The organism is Emcibacter sp., assembly GCF_963675455.1.
Taxonomy (GTDB): Bacteria; Pseudomonadota; Alphaproteobacteria; order Sphingomonadales; family Emcibacteraceae; genus Emcibacter.
In genome coordinates this window covers 3,157,188-3,176,278 of record NZ_OY776217.1, presented here as the reverse complement: position 1 = coordinate 3,176,278, position 19,091 = coordinate 3,157,188, and the positions used below count along the sequence as shown (strand labels likewise).

12 protein-coding genes are annotated in these 19,091 nt (G+C 55.0%); 9 read left to right on the top strand and 3 right to left on the bottom strand.

Translation table 11 applies throughout. From position 1 onward, the window contains the following. Window positions 1-5: 5 nt before the first annotated feature. Both ACORNT_RS14795 and ACORNT_RS14790 read right to left on the bottom strand, forming a co-directional pair. Window positions 6-1,688, bottom strand: coding sequence for a class I adenylate-forming enzyme family protein (locus tag ACORNT_RS14795; protein ID WP_321392471.1), 1,683 nt, complete (start codon window positions 1,686-1,688; stop codon window positions 6-8). A 65-nt stretch (window positions 1,689-1,753) separates the two neighbouring features. Continuing rightward, entirely contained in the window at window positions 1,754-2,047 is a 294-nt protein-coding gene (locus ACORNT_RS14790) for a hypothetical protein (protein ID WP_321392469.1), read from the bottom strand. A 304-nt stretch (window positions 2,048-2,351) separates the two neighbouring features. On the opposite strand from ACORNT_RS14790, the gene ACORNT_RS14785 reads away from it, so the two are divergent. Beyond that, the gene (locus tag ACORNT_RS14785) at window positions 2,352-3,563 is read left to right on the top strand and encodes an NADH:flavin oxidoreductase (RefSeq protein WP_321392466.1); all 1,212 of its coding nucleotides are present in this window, start codon (window positions 2,352-2,354) and stop codon (window positions 3,561-3,563) included. On the opposite strand, the gene ACORNT_RS14780 is transcribed toward ACORNT_RS14785, so the two are convergent. Then, window positions 3,542-5,200 (bottom strand): FAD-binding protein, encoded by a 1,659-nt coding sequence (locus tag ACORNT_RS14780; RefSeq protein WP_321392463.1) that lies wholly within the window; start codon window positions 5,198-5,200, stop codon window positions 3,542-3,544. The two genes, ACORNT_RS14785 and ACORNT_RS14780, sit on opposite strands and share 22 nt — an antisense overlap. Window positions 5,201-5,322: 122 nt before the next feature. Between ACORNT_RS14780 and ACORNT_RS14775 the strand changes: the two genes are divergently transcribed. The 8 genes from ACORNT_RS14775 (at window position 5,323) to ACORNT_RS14740 (ending at window position 18,615) form a co-directional block, all read left to right on the top strand. Continuing rightward, window positions 5,323-6,171, top strand: a complete 849-nt coding sequence (locus tag ACORNT_RS14775; protein WP_321392460.1) for an SDR family NAD(P)-dependent oxidoreductase — start codon at window positions 5,323-5,325, stop codon at window positions 6,169-6,171. Window positions 6,172-6,194: 23 nt separating this feature from the next. Continuing rightward, on the top strand, window positions 6,195-7,070 hold the full coding sequence (locus ACORNT_RS14770; RefSeq protein ID WP_321392457.1) for an SDR family NAD(P)-dependent oxidoreductase: 876 nt from the start codon (window positions 6,195-6,197) through the stop codon (window positions 7,068-7,070). Window positions 7,071-7,425: 355 nt separating this feature from the next. Further along, entirely contained in the window at window positions 7,426-10,107 is a 2,682-nt protein-coding gene (locus ACORNT_RS14765; protein WP_321392454.1) for a LuxR C-terminal-related transcriptional regulator, read from the top strand. A gap of 304 nt (window positions 10,108-10,411) precedes the next feature. Continuing rightward, entirely contained in the window at window positions 10,412-11,989 is a 1,578-nt protein-coding gene (locus ACORNT_RS14760; protein ID WP_321392452.1) for a hydantoinase/oxoprolinase family protein, read from the top strand. 14 nt (window positions 11,990-12,003) lie between these two features. Next, window positions 12,004-13,098 (top strand): DUF917 domain-containing protein, encoded by a 1,095-nt coding sequence (locus tag ACORNT_RS14755; RefSeq protein WP_321392451.1) that lies wholly within the window; start codon window positions 12,004-12,006, stop codon window positions 13,096-13,098. A gap of 34 nt (window positions 13,099-13,132) precedes the next feature. Beyond that, window positions 13,133-13,885, top strand: a complete 753-nt coding sequence (locus ACORNT_RS14750; RefSeq protein ID WP_420717576.1) for a creatininase family protein — start codon at window positions 13,133-13,135, stop codon at window positions 13,883-13,885. Between the two features lie 135 nt (window positions 13,886-14,020). Beyond that, window positions 14,021-16,246 carry a TonB-dependent receptor gene (locus ACORNT_RS14745; protein ID WP_321392447.1) on the top strand — a complete coding sequence of 742 codons (2,226 nt, stop codon included), beginning with the start codon at window positions 14,021-14,023 and terminating at the stop codon, window positions 16,244-16,246. Window positions 16,247-16,257: 11 nt separating this feature from the next. Continuing rightward, window positions 16,258-18,615, top strand: a complete 2,358-nt coding sequence (locus tag ACORNT_RS14740) for a hypothetical protein (RefSeq protein WP_321392445.1) — start codon at window positions 16,258-16,260, stop codon at window positions 18,613-18,615. Window positions 18,616-19,091: the final 476 nt, after the last annotated feature.

The window sequence follows — 19,091 nt, the reverse complement described above, 5'->3', positions numbered from 1 at the left end:
CTGTCCTATAGGCCGAGTTGTTTCAGCAGGTCCGGTTTGATGATTTTGCCAATGGCGGTGCGCGGGAAGGGCTGCTCCGTGAAAATCACCCGTTTCGGCACTTTGAATTGGGCAAGATGCTCGGCAACATACTCCTGAATATCCGCTTCACTGAGGGTATTGCCCGGTGTGGAAGTGATAGCCACGGCGGGAATTTCCCCGAGCCGTTCGTCCGGCAGGCCGAAGGCGGCAACTTCGCGGACCTGGTCATGTTCCTGCAGCAGGTGTTCGAGCTCGGCGCAGGAGATATTTTCCCCGCCGCTGAGTATCATGTCCTTGATCCGGCCGGTGATATAGACGAACTGCTCCTCATCCACATAGCCATAGTCGCCGCTGTGCAGCCAGCCGTCCTGCAGGATCGCGGCCGTGGCCTCGGGGTCATCCCAGTAGCCATCGAAAGCCGCCGCACTCCTGATCAGGATCTCGCCGCTCTCGCCGGGCGTCAGGTCGTGCCCCTGTTCGTCAACGACCCGGATCCGCACGCTGGGCAGGATACGTCCCGCCGACAGGGAACGGTTCAGGTAATCTTCACCGGTGTTGGTGGCGATGGTCCCTCCGACCTCGGTCATGCCGTAGCCGGTGCCGAGTATCGTACGCGGGAAGGCGGCCTGCAGCCGCGCAATGCCTTCCGGGGTTTCCGGCGCTCCGCCGATGCCGAGCGCCACCAGGCTGTCCAGATTATGTCTGTCCCGGTCCGGGTGATGCAGGATGTCCCACATCATTGCCGGTACCCCGGACAGCGACGTGATGCCTTCTTTATCCACCAGGGAGAGGACCTCGCCAGGGTCCCACTTGGGCACCATGACAATGCGCCCGCCGATCTGCAGGTTCATCAGGAAGACGGCATGCGCCGCCGCCACATGAAACAGTGGAAATGCGAGCAGGGCCGTAGGCTGAAAATCCATGTCGGGATCCGGCGTAATACCCGCCTTCAGCATTTTCTGGTAAATGGCGCCGCCGACCAAATAGCCGCTGAAGGCCAGGTTTTTCAGGGACTGGGCGATGGCCCGGTGGCGGAACAGGGCGCCCCTGGCGCTTCCGGTGGTGCCGGAGGTAAACATAATCAGTGCCGCCTGCTCGGAGGACGGGCAGGGGGTCGGCCAGTCGTTCTGCTCTTCAATTTCTTTCAACAGCGTGTGGTAGCCGGGATATCCTGCAACACTGTCTTCTTTGGTGCCGCCGACGATGACGTCGCACTTCACCGGACCTTCCCCGAGCAGGCGGTCGAGGCGGCGCGGGTCAATGACGGCCAGCTTGGGCTGGATATGGTTGATGGCCTGCTGCAGTTCCTCGCCCCGGCCCCAGCTGTTGACGGCAACGGCGATGGCGCCAATCCCGGTCACGGCGGCAAAAGTGGTCAGCCACTGCGGGTTGTTCTGCATGATAATGGCGACCCGGTCACCGGTGCTGATTCCAAAATGGTCCTGCAATAGATGGGCGAGTTTTTTAACTTCAGCGAAGAATTCGCCGAACGTATAACGCTGGCCTTCGAAAACAAGAAACGGCCGTTCGCCATAGGCGGCGGCATGATCATAAAGATGCCGCAGGCTGGGCCAGACTTTCTTAAAAGCCGGTCCGCAATAACCGTCATATTCCATCCGGGTGATTTCGTAATCCCCGCCGGGGGCGAAGATATCCAGCTCACTCATGCGATTGCCTCCCTGGGTCGCTTGCAAGTTAATAGAAGCCCGTTATAGCCGGGCCTGTTTTTCAGTTATGAAAGATACCAGATAAAGTAAGCCGCGATCCCGATTAACCCCATTAAGGCTCCGGGAAGGGCCAGGCGGGCGAGTTTTGGGTTTTGGTGTCCCCACAGACCCATAGCGCCGAGGGCCCCCGCGGCGCCTGCGCCGGGGATCCAGATGCCGCCAATTCCAAGCAATCCCACGATGCCCAGCAACCGAAAAACAAGGCCGGGCCGGGTTTTCTCGACAGGATATTTAATAGCGGCGAGGCCGGCCAAACCCCATAAGCCCAAAAGGCCTGCAAAACTCCAGAAAAGGCTCATTGTTTTAACTCCTGAATTGAGTGGTGCCGACAAAATAAGGGCGGACCCAAAGTGAAGCCGCCGAAACCAGGGGGACCGTAATCGATTGCCTCCCCGGGGCGCCGTTGGCTAGAATATGATCCCGCCTATCGCAGGTTAATTTACGAAATCTTATCGCGATTGGGGAGTATTATCAATAAAAAAACAAAAAAATGTCTATAAAAATACGTAAAAACGTAATAAATATTGAAAAAATTTACGCAACTAGATAATAAAATATAATGAAGAAGATGACAAAGGGCGGAGCTAACGGGAGGATTGGAAAATGGAAATATTTGAAAGCTGGACACTGGCCGGCAAGACGCTGCGCAACAGGATCATCAAGACCGCCACTTTTGAAGGTATGTGTCCTGGCGGCAAGATCACTGACCGGCTGATCGAATTTCATCGCCGTCATGCTGAGGGCGGGGTGGCAATTTCCACGGTTGCTTACGGGGCCGTATCCCGGGACGCCCGGACATTCAATGACCAGATTGTGCTGGAAGAAGAGAATTTTGACGACCTCTCCCGCCTGACCGCGGCAATCCGCAATGAAGGCGCTATTGCTTCCATCCAGCTCGCCCATGCCGGGGGGTTTACCCAGGCCTCGGGTCGGTCAAGCTGGGTCTCAAAGGGGCCGAGCGGCGGTCTCAATACCTATGGCATGATGTCCGGCTACCCCATTGCTGTGCCCATGTCCCATGCGGATATCGACCGGACGGTGGAGGATTACGGCCGGGCGGCAACTCTGGCCAAACGGGCCGGGTTCGAGGCGCTGGAAATCCATATGGGGCATGGTTATATGATTTCCCAGTTTCTGAGTCCTGCCACCAACAAACGCAAAGACGATTATGGCGGCAGTCTGGAAAACCGGTTGCGCCTGCCGCTCCTGATCGTCAAGGCGGTCCGCGAAGCCGTCGGCGATGACTTTCCCCTGCTGGCCAAGACCAATCTGTCCGACGGTTTCAAGGCCGGTCTGCAGATTGACGAGGCGGTGGAAATTGCCAGGGCGCTGGAGAAAGCGGGACTGAATGCCCTGGTGATGTCGGGTGGCTTTGTCTCCAAAACCCCCATGTTTCTGTTCCGGGGTGAAAGCCCGTTGGCGGAAATGGTGGCGGCGGAAAAGAACCCTATCCGCAAATGGATGCTGAAGATTGGCGGGGCACAGGTATTCCGGCCCATGCCGTTCGAGGAAAATTATTTCCGCGAACTTGCCCTCAGGGTGCGGGCAGCGGTGGATATGCCGCTGGTGCTACTGGGCGGGGTGCGCACGAAGGAAAATATGAAACAGGCGCTGGCAGATGGTTTCCAGGCGGTGGCGATGGGCCGACCGCTTCTGCATAATCCGGACTTGCCCAACCAGATCAGTTCCGGCACCTTTGGTAATGCCCACTGCACCAACTGTAATCTTTGTGTAGGCAAGATGGACACGCCAGAGGGGGTGCATTGCGTGCTGACCGGGGAGCCAATGGGACTTCAGGTTCCCCCGGCGGCATGAGAGCCGGCCCGTCTGCCGGAATAGACACAGTCGGCGACAGACAGTCCGCTGACATAGGCATTTGAGGCGATGCCGATGGCGGTGCGCCCGGCGGCGTAAAGGCCTGGAATTTCACCGCCGTCTTCGCGCAGGACTTCGCCGGTCTGCTCATTTACCTGCAGGCCGCCCAGGGTCAGGGTCGGGCAGGGTAGCACCTTGTTATCCAGCGATACGTCGATAGCGTAATAGGCCCCCCTGTCCATTTCCTGCATATCTGCGACCGGTTTGCCGAAGTCGTCCTTCCGTTCCCCCCGGGCGGCGGCATTGTAGGTTTCCAGAGTTCGGCGTAGTATGGCCGGAGCCAGGCCGGTTTTTTCAGCCAGCTCGTCGATGGTCTGTCCTTTTGTCGTTTTGAACATCATACTGATGAAGGCGGGAATATACTGGAAGGCCCGGGCCCGCCAGGGCAGGATCTCTCTCATTGCTTTCCATTTCAGGCTATGGTTGATCACCAGGGTGGCTTTCCCAGCGGCCTCAAGGCACATGGCGTCGCCGATGGCGGCGCCGTACAGGGTCTCGTCCACATAGCGCGCGCCTTTACCATCGACGATCATGCCCATCGCCCAGGCATGGGGAGGGTTGATGAAACGCCAGGCGGTAATGCGATCCATATTTTGGGTCGCCCCGCCTGCGGACTGGCCGAGTGCGATTCCGCTGCCGTTGCAGCCCGATGTGCCCAGTGCCAGGCCTTTCAGGTAACCTGGTGCATAAGTCCGCACCATGTCCCGGTTCATGACAAAACCGCCGCTGCTCAGGATAACGCCCTTGCGAGCCTGCAGAAACATGGTTCGGGCATGGCTGTCGGCAACGGCCTGTGCCTTCCGGCGGTATTTTGCTGCCAGACCCGGGGCGTAAAGGTGCCATTTGTCTGCCCGCCGGGAATAGCGGATATAGGCTTTTTCAGCTTTCGTTCCCGGGGGTAGTTGTCTTATTTCTACACCGATTATCCGGCCATCTACTGTCTGGATTAATCTGACGGCTTCCGCCTGTAGGTAAGTGGAGACCCCTTGCTCAAACGCACTCTTTCGTAGCGGGGCATAAAAGTCGGGGTGGCCCGTCGCCCGGAGGCGGAAGCCGCCATAGGCGATATGGCCGCGCGGGGCCGGACGGGCCAGCTTTGCGTAGCGGGGATTGAGTTCAGAACCCGAGTGATACAGATGAATGCCGCTGGCCGGGTAAGAGGTCTTTTTCAGGGTGCAGGTCGACTTGAAGCGCACACCCTGCTGTTCCAGCCATTTCAGGGTGTCGGCGCTCCCCTCGCAAAAATGACTGAGGGTTCGATCACTGACGATGCCACCAGTTTCCGCTTGCAGATAGCGGAACATATCTTCCGGCGTGTCTTCTACCCCGGCCTCTTTCTGGATATGGGTGCCGCCGCCGGCATAGACCACATTGCCGCAGATGGCTGTGGCGCCGCCGCCTGAAAAGCGATCAATGACAGCGACATCCGCCCCCTTTGCCCGGGCTTCCAGGGCAGCGGAGACACCGGCGCCGCCGAAACCGACAATAATGACATCATGGGCCAGGTTCCATTTGATATCCGCCGGACTGCGTAATTTTAGCGGTTCTTTTATGCGGTCATGGGCATATTTCATCATGTTTCAGCCTGGAAAATTAAAAATTATATTATAAAAATACTAAAAAACGCAATTAATGTATATAAATATTACGCAAAAAGTGATACTGGTAATCTTAATATGTATAAAACTGGAGGATATTCATGCAGGAGCTGACGGGAAAACTGGCTGTCATTACGGGGGCGGCAAGCGGCATCGGCAAGGGGCTGGCGGAAAAAGCCGCCGGGCTGGGGATGAACCTGGTGCTGGCTGATCTGGACGAAGCCGGGCTTGAAAAACTAAAGGGCGACTTGTCTGTCACCTGCGGGATTTCCGTGGAAGTGCGTCGAATTGACGTCTCCCGCCCCGAGGAGATGCAGGCGCTGGCCGGTCTAGCCTTTGATCGCTTCGGCGTTGTGGACCTGTTGTTCAATAACGCCGGGGTGATGATGACAGGCATGACCTGGGAGCATGATCTCAGGGACTGGAACTGGGTGATGGGGGTGAATGTGAACGGGGTGGTGAACGGTGTCAGCAGCTTTCTGCCACGCATGATGGCGCAGGGGACCCCGGCCCGGATTATCAACACCGGCTCCGTCGCGGGCTTTCTGCCATCGCCAACCACGTCGATATATTCCGCCAGCAAACGGGCGGTGATCAGCCTCAGCGAAACCCTGCAGTTTGAACTGGAAATGGCCCGTTCCAGGGTGCGGGTGTCTGTCATCTGTCCGGGGGCCGTTAATACACAGATTGCCGATGCGGACCGTCACAGGCCTGAGGAGGAACGCCCGGTGGAAGACGAAACGAAAAAAGCCATGAAAGAGCAGTTGCGCCAGGGGATTGCTGCCAGCGGCATGGACCCGGTGGCGCTGGCCGATATAGTTTTTAAAGCCATTTCCGAAGATAAATTCTGGATCATGCCGCACCCCGGTTACCTGCCGCGTATCAGGGAGGAAGCCGCGGCCATCGCAAGACTGGAAAATCCGGTCTACACGCCGCTGGTGGACATGTAGGAAAACTTTTAAAGGAGGACGTTATGACAAAACCATCAGTTGCCCTTGTCACCGGCGCCAGCCGCGGCGCCGGGCGCGGTATCGCCCTGGCGCTGGCGGAAAAGGGTATGACCGTCTATGTCAGCGGGCGCAGCGAAACCGAAGGTTCGGCGGTCGGCTGGGACGGGACGGCCCTGCCGGGCACTATTCATAAAACCGCAGAGGAAATTACTGCAGCGGGAGGAAAGGGAATTGCAGTGGCCTGTGATCATGGTGATGATGATCAGGTGGCGGCTTTGTTTGAACGGATCGCAAGAGATGAAGAAGGGCTCGATATCCTGTTCAACAATGCCACTTACATGCATCCACAGTTGATTGAGGACAAGCCCTTCTGGGAAAAAGAGCTTGCCGCAGTGGAGATCCTCAACGTCGGGCTTCGTTCCGCCTATGTGGCGAGCTGGCATGCGGCGCGCCTGATGGTGCCCCGGGAGTCTGGCCTGATTGCTTTTGGGTCGTCGTTCGGGGCGACTTGTTATATGCATGGTCCCGGCTATGGAGCACAGAAAGCGGGGCTCGATAAATTTGCCCATGACATGGCAGTTGACTTTCAAGGCACCGGCGTGCGCACCGTTTCGATCTGGATGGGGCCGTTGCTCACTGAACGGGCAAGAATCGCGGCGGAAATCAATCCGGAACAGTATCGTGAGTTTCATGCTCTGGCGGAAACGCCTCAGTTCACGGGACATATCATTCATGCCATTGCCTGTGATCCGGAAGGTGATGAACTCAGTGGGCGCACACTGATCGGGGCTGAAATCTGTGCGCGTTACGGGATTACCGACCGCGACGGCAGGGTGCCGCCGTCCCACAGGGACATGCTGGGCGCTCCACCGACAACAAACCTGGCGGTTGTGAAGTAGTCATTGATTATTAGTCGTCCTGATGCTTCTTCAGGCTTTGGCATGATATGTCCGGAAAGCGTATGAATAACCAAGGTATTCATGCCTTTTGCATAGGCTTCCCTTGAGGACTGTGCTCTGCGTAGGACCTGATAGTTGGATCATCTGAATCCCCGTGAGGCAAGATTTTCACAAGGTCCCCCCCGGCCGCGCGAGAATGGTTCTTGTAAAATTCATGACCCGCGCCATAATGAAAAGTTCATATGGGATCTATTTTTCAGTGGAACGGAAAATTTACTGGTCCGATCTGTAAAGGCAATGGTGACCCGGATGAAGGGGCAGAAGCGGAGTCTGTTTGCCGCAGTGGGTAGAAAAAATGTTGGATAGCGGTAAGTTGCAGGAGCGTGGGGATGGACTGTCAAATCGGCAGCCCTTTGCCTATCTCCTGAATGCAGGGACCATCGATCGTCCGCGATTGCTGTCCCGGTCTCCGGTTTATACCCATAAAAAGCTGACCCTTCTGGAAGCGCCGGCCGGTTTTGGAAAAGCCGTGCTCATGGCCCAGTGGGCGGAAGATGCCAGTTTCAAGGGCTATGCCGTAACCTGGTATAAAATATCAACCGAAGACAATTCCAGGCCTGTATTTTTCTCCAATCTATTCAACCTGCTGAAGGCTTACCTTCCATCTGGCACCGGCATGAAAAATACCCGTGATACCGTTGATAAGTTTCGGGAACTGTCCGGCCGTCTTTCCCGAAAGCATATTATTTTCGTTGATCACCTCGAATGCCTTAGTGACCGGGACTCACTTACGGCTCTCAATAATCTGATAGAATTCAGCGGGCTTTCGGTTTTCTTTGTCCTCACGAGCAGTCGGGGCAACATTATCCCGGTATCGGCCTATCGTGCCCATAACCAGCTTACTCATATCGACGCAAACAGCCTCGCATTTAGTGATGGCGAAATTTCCGCCCTTTTCCAGACCCGGCTTGAGGCGCTGGAACGAGAGCAGCTTATGCGTCTTACCGGCGGCTGGCCCGTGTCGCTTTGGTATGAACGATGCCGGTTTGACAACAACAATAGCCAACTGAATCTTCCAGTGGATACTGATGCCGTCCAGCTTTCGCCGGATCTGGAAGAATTCATCAATGAACAGATTTTCGCTGGTCTGGGCCCCGACCTCTGCGATGCGCTTGTCAGTTTGAGTATTTTCCGGATTTTCTCCGTTAAACAGGCGCGGTTTGTCTGTGACATGAAGGATGTTGAAAGCCTTCTCATGAAACAGCATCTTGCGCCGCTTGTCTATACGCTGGAAGACATGGCGGGATATTTCAGATTCAATCCCCTGTTTCACCAGTTCCTGCGTAAGAAAATGCTGGAACGCGATGAAACAAGCCTGAAGCGGCTTCATGAGCGGGCGACGGACTGGCAGGCAGGCCAGGGAGCGACTTTTGAAGCGATTTATCATGCCGCAGAGGCTGATGATAAGGACCGGATGAAGGAGCTTTTCATTTCTTCCGGCGGCGTTGAAATCGGCCTGAGGGAAGGGATTGAGGCTCTGGAGAAAATTGTTTCCCTGTTCCCCCTGGAAATCGCCGAGAAAGAACCGCAATTGCTGCTGTCCCGGGTACTGATCTATATGAAGGACGGCAAGCTGGACATGGGACACAGCCTGCTTGAGAGGGCCATTCAGCGGATCGCCGCGCAGACCGATGACCCTTCGCTGGAATATTACCGGTCCATTGTCGTGATGCTTATGGCGGTTTATGAAGACAAGCAGGTCAGCCCGGCAGAGATAGAAAAATATGAAAACCAGGCGAAACACATGATGCTTGGTCGTTTCTGGAGCCAGGGCTGGTTCAATAATTTACTCTGCATGATGTATTACGCCATCGGGGACATGGCCAAGGCCCGTGAGGCGGCGACAATTTCCCTGGAATTCTACAATCTTTCGGACGCTGCCTATTCCCAGGTGTTCATGCATGTCCATCTGGCGTTAATCCATAATGTCACGGGCGAGCTGGTGCTAAGCCGGAAGGAACTGGACATCGCCCGGGAGCTGTGCCTTAAATATTTTGCGGACGATGCCGGACTGACGGCGATTGTGCAGGTCCTGCTGGCAGAGCTCAATTATGAACAGGGTCATGAAGAGGCTGCCCGGCAGCTCATTCCCGCATCTCTGGAGAAAATCGAAACTCATGAAGGATGGGTGGAGGTTTTTATCCGGGGGTATGTGACAGCCAGTTCCCTGGAATATGAAAGTGGATCCCGGGAGAGGGCCTTCATGCTTCTGGACCGGGGGCGGGCCCTTGCACAACAACGGAATCTGCCGCGGCTGGAAAGAATAACGGAAATCCAGAAGCTTGATCTGCTGACGTTATCCGGTGATATGCCGGAGGCGCGTACACGGATAGAGAGACTGGCTCTGGGGAAATACCTGACGGAACCTGACGACTTTGAGGCCGCCTCCTTCCAGGAAGCCTATCGGACCGTTCATGCCCTGGCCCGCTATTGCATCAAACAGGGCAAGGCGGAGATTGCGCTCAGGCTTCTGGACCGCACCCTCGACACCCAAAAGCAGAAGAAACATAACAGTTTCTATCTTAAATCCGCGATCCTGCAAATTCTGGCCCTGGACAATTTGCAACAGCATGATGCCGCAGATGAGCTTTTCAGGGATATGCTGAGCAAGTCCTATACACATGAGTTCCGGCAGTCCTTCTTGAGCGAGGGCAAACTTCTTCGGACTTTCGTCAGCGGCCATATCAAACGAATTACGCTGTCCCAACTGTCAACGGAGGCGGTCTCCTTTATCGGTACTCTGATGGCGGACGGGGAAGCGGTGGCCGGTACGACTGAGCCCGCCAACGTCTTAACCCCGAAAGAATTTGAGGTGCTGCAAAACCTGAGTTCCGGACAGTCAAACAAGGTGATTGCCAACGCGATGAACCTGTCTGAAACGACAGTCAAATTCCATATGCGGAATATTTTCTCCAAACTGGGCGTACAGAACCGCATGATCGCGGTGGAAGTCGCCCGCGCCAAAAATATCCTCTGATTTCCCAGTCCTTTTGAAGGCTGCAATGCTGACCGGATTCCGGTAGTAATTTTGCGCGTAAAAAATATCTTTTGAAATGTCCGGCCTGTCCTTTCGGACGGGAAAGGACTGTTCGCTCAATTTTTCGACCTGTCCTTTTAAGTGGGGGACCCCGTTCCAAAGATTATTGGGTTTCCCGCGGATTAATCAGTACCGTCTTCTGAGCGTCTTTCTCTGAGAGACATATGGACACTGCCCTGGTGATGGCTTGGCGCCAACAGGATCAGTGAGAGGACAATCTGAAGATATGAAACCGGGATCAGGAATGGGAAAAGAGAAAAATATTAGAATTGGCATCGACGTCGGTGGAACCAATACAGATGCCATTTTGATGGACGGATCAAAAGTATGTGTCTCCATCAAAGTGCCTACAAGCGGCGATATCGGATCCGGAGTCGCCGCTGCCGCCCGGGCGGTTATGGAGCAGGCCGACGTGAAGGCGGAAGATATCGATCAGGTGATGATCGGTACCACCCAGTTCACAAATGCCTTTATCGAAAGAAAGCAGTTGGTGGAGGTGGCGGTTATCCGTATCGCCCTGCCGGCCACCACAAGTATTCTGCCCTATACGGACTGGCCCGCCGACCTGCGAACGGTTGTGGGCAACAATATCTTCCTGGTGCATGGCGGTAACGAATTTGACGGCCGCGAGATCACGGCCCTGAGGGAAGAGGAAATCATGGCGGTGGCGCGCCAGATCAGGCAGCGCAACATCACTGCCGTGGCCATCTCCAGCCTTTTTTCCGCGATTGATATTTCCATGGAGGAACGGGCGGCGGAAATCCTGAAACGTGAATGTCCCGGGGTGAAGATTACCCTGTCCAACGAAATCGGCCGGCTGGGGCTGATCGAGCGCGAAAATGCGACCATCATGAATGCGTCGTTGTCGAATTTTGTGGAGACGGTTGTCGGTGGTTTCCGCGCGGCACTCGAGGAGCTGAAAATCGACGCCCCCCTGTTTGTAAGCCAGAACGACGGCACCCTGATGAGCGAGGATTATGTCGCAAAATATCCCGTCCTGACCTTTGCCTCCGGTCCGACAAACAGCATGCGGGGGGCTGCAAACCTGACCGCCAGGGAAGAGGCCATCGTGGTGGATATCGGGGGGACGACAACCGATGTCGGGGTGTTGACCAACGGCTTTCCCCGGGAATCTTCCATTCCGGTCGACATCGGCGGGGTGCGGACTAACTTCAGGATGCCGGATATCCTTTCCATTGGTCTCGGCGGCGGCAGTATTGTCCGCCAGAAAGGTAATGGTGACATCCAGATCGGGCCCGATTCCGTCGGTTATCGGCTAACTGATGATGCGCTGGTTTTTGGCGGAGACATTATGACGGTTACGGATGTGATCGTTGCCGGGGGACATGCGACACTGGGAGATCCCGACCGGGTGGCCCATCTGGACAAGGACTTCGTCAGGCAGGTGGAAGACAAGATCCACGCCATGATCGAAACAGCGGTGGACCGCATGAAGACCAGCAAGGAGGATACCCCGGTTATTCTGGTCGGTGGCGGCAGCATTATTGTGTCCCGCGATCTCAAAGGCACGTCCGAACTTCTTATCCCGGAAAATTTTGGTGTGGCGAATGCCATTGGGGCGGCTATCGCCCAGGTCGGCGGTGAAGTTGATCGGATCTATTCCTACACTGAACTGGGCCGGGAAAAAGCCCTGGCGGCGGCCAAACAGGAGGCGCAGGAAAACTGCCTCAATGCCGGGGCCAGCCCGGAAAGTATAAAAATTGTCGACATCGAGGAACTTCCCCTGAGTTATCTGCCCGGTGGTGCCGTGAGGCTGCGGGTAAAGGTTGTCGGCGAACTACTTGAAACAACATCGGCCTGATTGGAAGAACTGATATGCAGATTAATCACACAAATTTGGAAGATTTTATCAGAGGATCCGCTTTCCTGGGAACAGGCGGGGGCGGGGATCCCTACGCCGGGCGCCTGATGTTAAAACAGGTTCTTGACGAGGGCAGGACTGTGACCATTGTCGATCCGAAAGATTTCGACGATGCAAAGACGGCAATTAATATACTGACCATGGGCGCGCCGACGGTGATCAATGAAAAGATCCCCAGTGGACCGGCCAATGTGGCCGCCCTGCGCCAGGCGGAACAATATCTGGGATACAAGGTGGATGCGGTCATGCCGGTTGAAGCGGGCGGTATCAATGCCTCTATGCCGCTTGTTGTTGGCGCGCTGACCGGTCTGCCGGTAATTGATGCCGATGGTATGGGGCGGGCCTTTCCGGAACTGCAGATGACCACCTACAATGTGGCCGGCCTCTCCAGCAACCCCAATGTGATTGCCGATGACAAAAACAGCGTGGCGACCATTTCCACGGTCGAAAATGTCGATGCGGAACGCTATTGCCGCGAAATCTGTGTGCGTATGGGCGGCATCGGGCAGATGGCCTGCTATCCCCTGACCGGCCGGCAGATCAAGGATCACGCCGTACTCAATACCATCACCCTTGCGGTGGACATCGGCCAGGCCATCCGCGAAGCGCGTGAGGCGCATGTGAATGTAGTGGATGCCCTGATCAACTTCCTCGAATCAGAAAAGATCAGCCGTATCGCCAGGGTTCTTTTTGATGGCAAGGTGACTGACCTGTTGCGTGAGACCAAAGGCGGCTTTTCCGTTGGTCGGGTGATCCTCGACGATCTGCAAAACAGCGATTCCAAACTGGAGGTGGTTTTCCAGAACGAATATCTGATTGCCTTCAAGGATAGTACTCCTGTCGCCATGGTGCCCGATCTGATCTGCATTGTTGACCGGGAAACCGGCGAACCCATCACGACGGAAAACCTGAAATACGGACAGCGCGTGAAAGTGATCGGCGTCAGCGTGCCGGACGTCATGAGGTCACCGGAGGCGCTTGCCATTTTCGGCCCGGCCGGTTTCGGGCTGGATGTGGATTATGAACCCATTGAACGTCTGGGTCGTTGAAGAATTCCAGGAACGTCGAAAGGAAGAAAAGATCGTGAAACTTGCATTGTCAACATGGGTCGAGGTTGAAAGCTATCTTGCAGAGAATAAAGGGATCATCATTCCCATCGGTTCGACCGAACAGCATGGCCCGACCGGTTTGATGGGTACAGATTTCATTATCGCTAATGCCATTGCCGAGGCTTGCGCGGAACGGATTGGATGCTACGTGGCGCCGCCGCTCGCGGTTGGGATGGCGCAGCATCACATGGCTTTTTCCGGCTCCATGACCCTGCGGCCGTCAACCTATATTCAGGTGCTGGTCGACTGGATAACTTCACTTTCAAAGCACGGATTTCGTCGTATCTATTTCATCAACGGGCACGGCGGCAATATTGCGCCTACCCTTTCCGCGTTCAACGAGTTTTATGCCGGTGTCAGCATGAGGCCGGAGACCGAAACCTCGGAAACACTCTGTGCGCTGGTGAACTGGTGGATGATGCCGAAAACGGATGCCATGATCAGGGAAATTTTCGCCGAAAAGGACGGTGCGCATGCAACCGCAAGCGAGATCGCCATCACCCAGTATCTTTGCCCTGAAAGCATCAAGCCGGCGGCACCGGACCTGTTCGTTGCTGCGGAGGGGTCGCCCCTTGATATTCACAATGGCTATGACTACCGGCGACGGTTCAAAGACGGACGGATCGGGTCGGATGTCCGCGCCGCAAATCCGGAAGATGGCGGCAGGGTTTTCGAGCAGGCCGTCAAGGACATAACAGGACACTGCAAAGAGTTCTTTCAGTCCTGATGACGGACGGATACCAGCCCTGACTTAGGGAGAAGTCGCGGGAATAGCACACACCGGATCAAGAGAGTGGAAGCAGTTCAGTAACTATCGAGAAATCGATGGTGGTTCAAGTTAATAAACAGGAGGAAATTTAGAGTGACATACAACCGAAAAAACATACTGGCCACATCAACAGCTTTGGCCATTTTAATGCCTTTCTCAGCCGCTTTTGCGGCGGATGAGGAAAACCTGATTACCCTTGAAGAAATTGTGGTGACATCCCAGTACCGCGAACAGCGGCTTCAGGAAGTGCCGGTGGCAGTGACGGCGTTTACTTCGAGTGATATCGCAAACGCCGGTATTTCCTCCACCCAGGACTTCATCGACATGACGCCGAACATGACGCTTGATGACTCTTTCACCTACGGCAACACTTTTGTGGTGTTGAGGGGCGTGACGCAGATTAACAATGCAGACTCCCCCGTCGCCATTGTTGTTGACGGGGTGCCGCAGAATAACCAGAAGCAGTTCAAGATGGATTTGTTCGACATTGAACGGATCGAGGTGCTCAAGGGGCCGCAGGGTGCGCTCTATGGACGCAACGCCATTGGCGGTGCGATCAATATTGTCACCAAACAACCGACAAATGAGATGGAAGGCAAGGTGACAGCTGGGATTTCAAATGGTGTTGGCTTCAACTTGGATGGCGTCGTCAGCGGCCCGATTGTGGAAGATAAAGTGCTGTTCAGGGTGGCGGGATCTTACCGGCAGACCGACGGTCTGATCAATAACGACTTTCTGGATCAGAAAGCGGATTTTGTGGATCATGACTATTCCTTCCGCGGGAAGCTGGATATCCGGGCCAGTGACAATCTGACGCTCGATCTTCGTGCCTCCTACCGGAAATACCAGGCGGGCTCCAGTTATGATGTACCGGTCCGCCATAACGGAGATCCGACGATCAGGGACGGAAGCGCAAACGATATTTTTAATCCCAATGAAAATATCCTTGGGCTGACCAATGGGGAAACCGCGGAATTCACCGCCAAGATTGACCTGGAAACCGAGTACGGTGTCCTGACCTCCATTACCGGTTACACGGACCTGAAAGAATATTACCGGGCAGACATCGATTTTTCCAACCAGGCCTTCGACCCGACATTTGGCGGTTTTGCAGGACTGCTCGGTTTTCTCGACAGTATCGGTGCTTTCCCCACACCTGCCGGCACAATCGGTATCGGTCAGGGGCAGGACCTGGATCTTGATCTCCTGAGTCAGGAAGTGAGGTTTGTCTCCCCCGATGAAGACAGGTTCCGGTATATACTCGGCGGCTTTTTCATTCACACCAACCGTGATCTGCATACCAGATTGTTTGCCGATGTTACGGGGGAACGCAGTCAGATTGATGACCCAAGCCTGGTATTTGTAAACAGCCAGGAAAGCAATTCAAACGACGCATGGTCCCTTTTCGGTCAGGCGGAGTATGATCTGACGGATAAACTGATGGCCCAGGTGTCTCTGCGTTATGATGAAGACAGCAGGGAGCAGACAGACCCCGTCTCCGGTCTTGTTCGTGAAAGAACCTTCACAAGCGTCCAGCCAAAGGCAACCCTGACCTATCAATTCAACGAGGATAGTCTTGGGTATGCCACTTACAGTACGGGATTCCGGTCCGGCGGTTTTAACGCCCCTGTGGTGACCTTTCCCGTGTTCGAGGACGAAACCCTGACCAACTATGAACTGGGGGCGAAAACATCCTGGTTTGACAATCGTCTTGTGCTGAATGCTGCTGTCTTTTATTCCAATAGTGATGATTTCCAGTTCTTCTTTCTGGATCTTGCCACCGGACAGCAAATCATCCAGAATCTGGAAGATGTGGCCATCTGGGGTCTCGATATCGATTTCCAGGCCGCCCTGACGGAAGACATCAAGCTTTTCGGCGGGATCGGCTATACAGATACGGAAATCAAGAAAGTGGGATCGGAAGATCTTATTGCAGGGCTGACATCTGCAGGTGTCGACATGTCGCTTGTGGTGGGAAGCCGTACTCCGAAAACGACAGACTGGACCATCAATGCCGGTATCCAGTATGATTTTGAAGTGACGGATGCCATTGAGGGCATGCTGCGGTTTGACTATGAATATCGCGGTAAAAAATACTGGCAGATTGACAACCAGGATGTCCAGGACCCGATCCATATGATCAACCTTCGGGCAACTGCAAGTGCAGAAAGCTGGTCAGTTTCGGCCTATGTGAAGAACCTGTTGAACGAGCGCTATTACACGGACTTTAATCCCGGTGAATTCCTTGGCCTTGCCATTGATGTCGGATATCCCGGCAGGCCGCGGGTTTATGGCGCCGAAGCAACATTCAGGTTCTAAAGGAGTAAATTATGATGACGCAAGCCAAAGATAAAATTACCTCTGCTTCCCGGAAATATGTCGATCTGGAAGCACTTGAACTTCTCGAGAAGAAGGTGCTTTGGCTTGCGAGCTATATGATCCACCACGCGAACCATGTTCGCCCGTCACGGGATGGCCTGAAGGTCGGGGGTCACCAGGCCTCCAGCGCCTCCTGTGCGTCCATTCTGACCGCTCTTTATTTTCAGAGCATGCGTGCGGAAGACCGCATTGCAGTGAAACCCCATGCGTCGCCGGTCATGCATGCGATCATGTATCTCATGGGGCGGCAGACACTGGATAAACTTCAGAAATTCAGGGGTTTTGGCGGGGTGCAGTCCTATCCTTCCATTACCAAGGACACAACTGACGTAGATTATTCAACCGGGTCCGTGGGTATGGGGGTCGCCGCAACCCTGTTCGATACCCTGGTCCAGGATTATGTCCACGACCATGGCTGGTGCGGCGACAAGCCGCCGGGACGGATGATCGCCCTGGTGGGAGATGCTGAATTTGACGAAGGGAATATTTTTGAGGCACTGCTGGAAGGCTGGAAACATCAGGTGCGCAATCTCTGGTGGGTTATCGATTACAACCGCCAGAGCCTTGACGGCGTGGTTGACGATGCCCTGTTTGAACGCATCAGCCGGGTTTTTGACAGCCTTGGCTGGAAGGTCTCCCCGCTCAAATACGGCAAGAAACTGCTGGCGGCCCGCAACGGCCCTGCAGGAGAAGCTGTCGTCGACTGGATTGACCGCTGCCCGAACCAGCTTTATTCGGCCCTGACCTATCAGGGTGGCGCGGACTGGCGCAGTCATCTTGAACTGGACCTGGCAGGAACCAGCGGTCTTAAGGCGTTTCTCGACAGTCACGATGACGCCGCCCTTGCCGATATCATGACCAACCTGGGCGGTCATGATATGGAAACCCTGACCGAGGCATTTGATGAAGCGGGGCAGAGTGAGCAACCCCAGTGTTTTATCGCCTATACGGTCAAGGGGAAGGGACTGCCCCTCGCGGGCCACAAAGACAATCATGCCGGCATGATGAGTCCCGCACAGATGGAGCAGTTTCAGCAGCTTCAAGGCGTCCCTGATGGTGCGGAATGGGATAAATTCGCAGGCATGCCCCAGGAAAAAGACCGGCTCGTTCATTTCATTGACAACTGCGCCTATCAGAAACGTAAAAAATTGTCAGAGAAAGTGGAGAAAATTGCAGTGCCGGCCATTGCCACTCCGGCAGGTGACAAATATTCCACCCAGGAGGCTTTCGGCAAAATCATGTTCGAGCTCGGCAAGGAAGAAGGCGAATTTGCGGACCACGTTGTCACGGCGAGTCCCGATGTCACTTCCTCCACCAATCTTGGTCCCTGGGTTAACCGCAGGAAGCTTTACGCCCGGGAGGATGTTGCCGACGTCTTCAAGGACAAACAGATCCCCAGCACCCAGCTCTGGCGGAAGGGCCCCGGCGGACAGCATATTGAGCTGGGCATCGCCGAGAATAATCTCTTTTCGCTCCTGGGCCAGCTTGGTCTTTCGGCCAGGAACTTCGGGGAGCGGCTGTTGCCTGTCGGCACACTCTATGATCCCTTTATCAACCGGGGACTTGATGCGCTCAACTATGCGACCTATCAGGATGCGCGCTTTATCATCGTGGGGACCCCGGCGGGGATTTCCCTGGGACCGGAAGGCGGTGCCCACCAATCCATCGGCACGCCGCTCGTCGGGCTATCGCAGCCCGGCCTGACGGCTGTTGAACCGGCCTATGGCGACGAACTGGCGGTGCTTCTGGAATGGGCGTTTAATCATATGCAGCAGGCGGATGGATCATCGGTATATTTCCGGCTTTCCTCCCGCAAGATCGAACAGCTCCCGCGCACTCTGACGGAGAGCGATCGCGCCGACATTGTCAACGGCGGCTACTGGCTGAGACGCCCGACGCCGGGAACGACAAAGGCCATTGTCTATGCCGGAGCCATCGCGCCGGAGGTGATGCGGGCGGTGCAGGAACTTCTGGCCGACAACAGGGATATTGCGGTCCTTGCCATCACGTCGTCCGACCGGCTCTATCGCGACTGGTCCGGCGCGCGTCGCAGAGGGGCGCTTGAAAAGAAACCCGGGGTTTCGCATGTGGAAGCGCTTCTGTCCCAACTGGCCCGGGATGTGGAGATCGTCACGGTCTGTGACAGTCATCCGCTGAACCTGTCCTGGATCGGCAGTATCCGCGGCAATCCGGTCGTTCCGCTGGGTGTGGAAAGTTTTGGCCAATGCGGCGATCTTCCCGATCTTTATGAATATTTCATGCTGGACAGCGCCGCAATCGTCGCCGCTCATGGCAGGCTGGAGCGCTAAGTCCAGGGAGTAAAGTCTGCAATTCAAAAAAGAAAGTGGCTGAGGTGCGCAAAAGCTGCGCACTTCTATCTTTATCCCGTTGAATATATGGTTCTCTGCGATACCTCATGGCCGGGCCGCGAAATTCTTGGTTTTCTGTTTCCACTACCAGGGCGGTCAGTTGTCGACAATTTCTGCCCGGCGGGTGGAGGGTAGTGCACGTACAAATAGAAAAATATTCAGGGTGATGCTTTAAAACATTATTGATTTCTAATGTGTAATGAGGTAGTATGATTCTACCTCTGGAGCAAAAGGACGTTTCACCTATCCGATCCCCCCAAAGCGGAAAAAGGTGAAACGTCCCTTTTACTGTGCCCCCAAAACTGCCTGTAGCAAAAAATCCTGAAGCAAGAGAATTACTTACTGGTTTATATCATATGCTTCGTTCCGCGAGGCGTAAATAAGACAAATTGCTTATCATTATAATCTATATGTAC

Bases quoted from the DNA above. Each gene is read 5' to 3' on its own strand.
- ACORNT_RS14795 (WP_321392471.1), bottom strand. From the start codon at position 1,688: ATGAGTGAGCTGGATATCTTCGCCCCCGGCGGGGATTACGAAATCACC.
- ACORNT_RS14790 (WP_321392469.1), bottom strand. From the start codon at position 2,047: ATGAGCCTTTTCTGGAGTTTTGCAGGCCTTTTGGGCTTATGGGGTTTG.
- ACORNT_RS14785 (WP_321392466.1), top strand. From the start codon at position 2,352: ATGGAAATATTTGAAAGCTGGACACTGGCCGGCAAGACGCTGCGCAAC.
- ACORNT_RS14780 (WP_321392463.1), bottom strand. From the start codon at position 5,200: ATGATGAAATATGCCCATGACCGCATAAAAGAACCGCTAAAATTACGC.
- ACORNT_RS14775 (WP_321392460.1), top strand. From the start codon at position 5,323: ATGCAGGAGCTGACGGGAAAACTGGCTGTCATTACGGGGGCGGCAAGC.
- ACORNT_RS14770 (WP_321392457.1), top strand. From the start codon at position 6,195: ATGACAAAACCATCAGTTGCCCTTGTCACCGGCGCCAGCCGCGGCGCC.
- ACORNT_RS14765 (WP_321392454.1), top strand. From the start codon at position 7,426: ATGTTGGATAGCGGTAAGTTGCAGGAGCGTGGGGATGGACTGTCAAAT.
- ACORNT_RS14760 (WP_321392452.1), top strand. From the start codon at position 10,412: ATGGGAAAAGAGAAAAATATTAGAATTGGCATCGACGTCGGTGGAACC.
- ACORNT_RS14755 (WP_321392451.1), top strand. From the start codon at position 12,004: ATGCAGATTAATCACACAAATTTGGAAGATTTTATCAGAGGATCCGCT.
- ACORNT_RS14740 (WP_321392445.1), top strand. From the start codon at position 16,258: ATGATGACGCAAGCCAAAGATAAAATTACCTCTGCTTCCCGGAAATAT.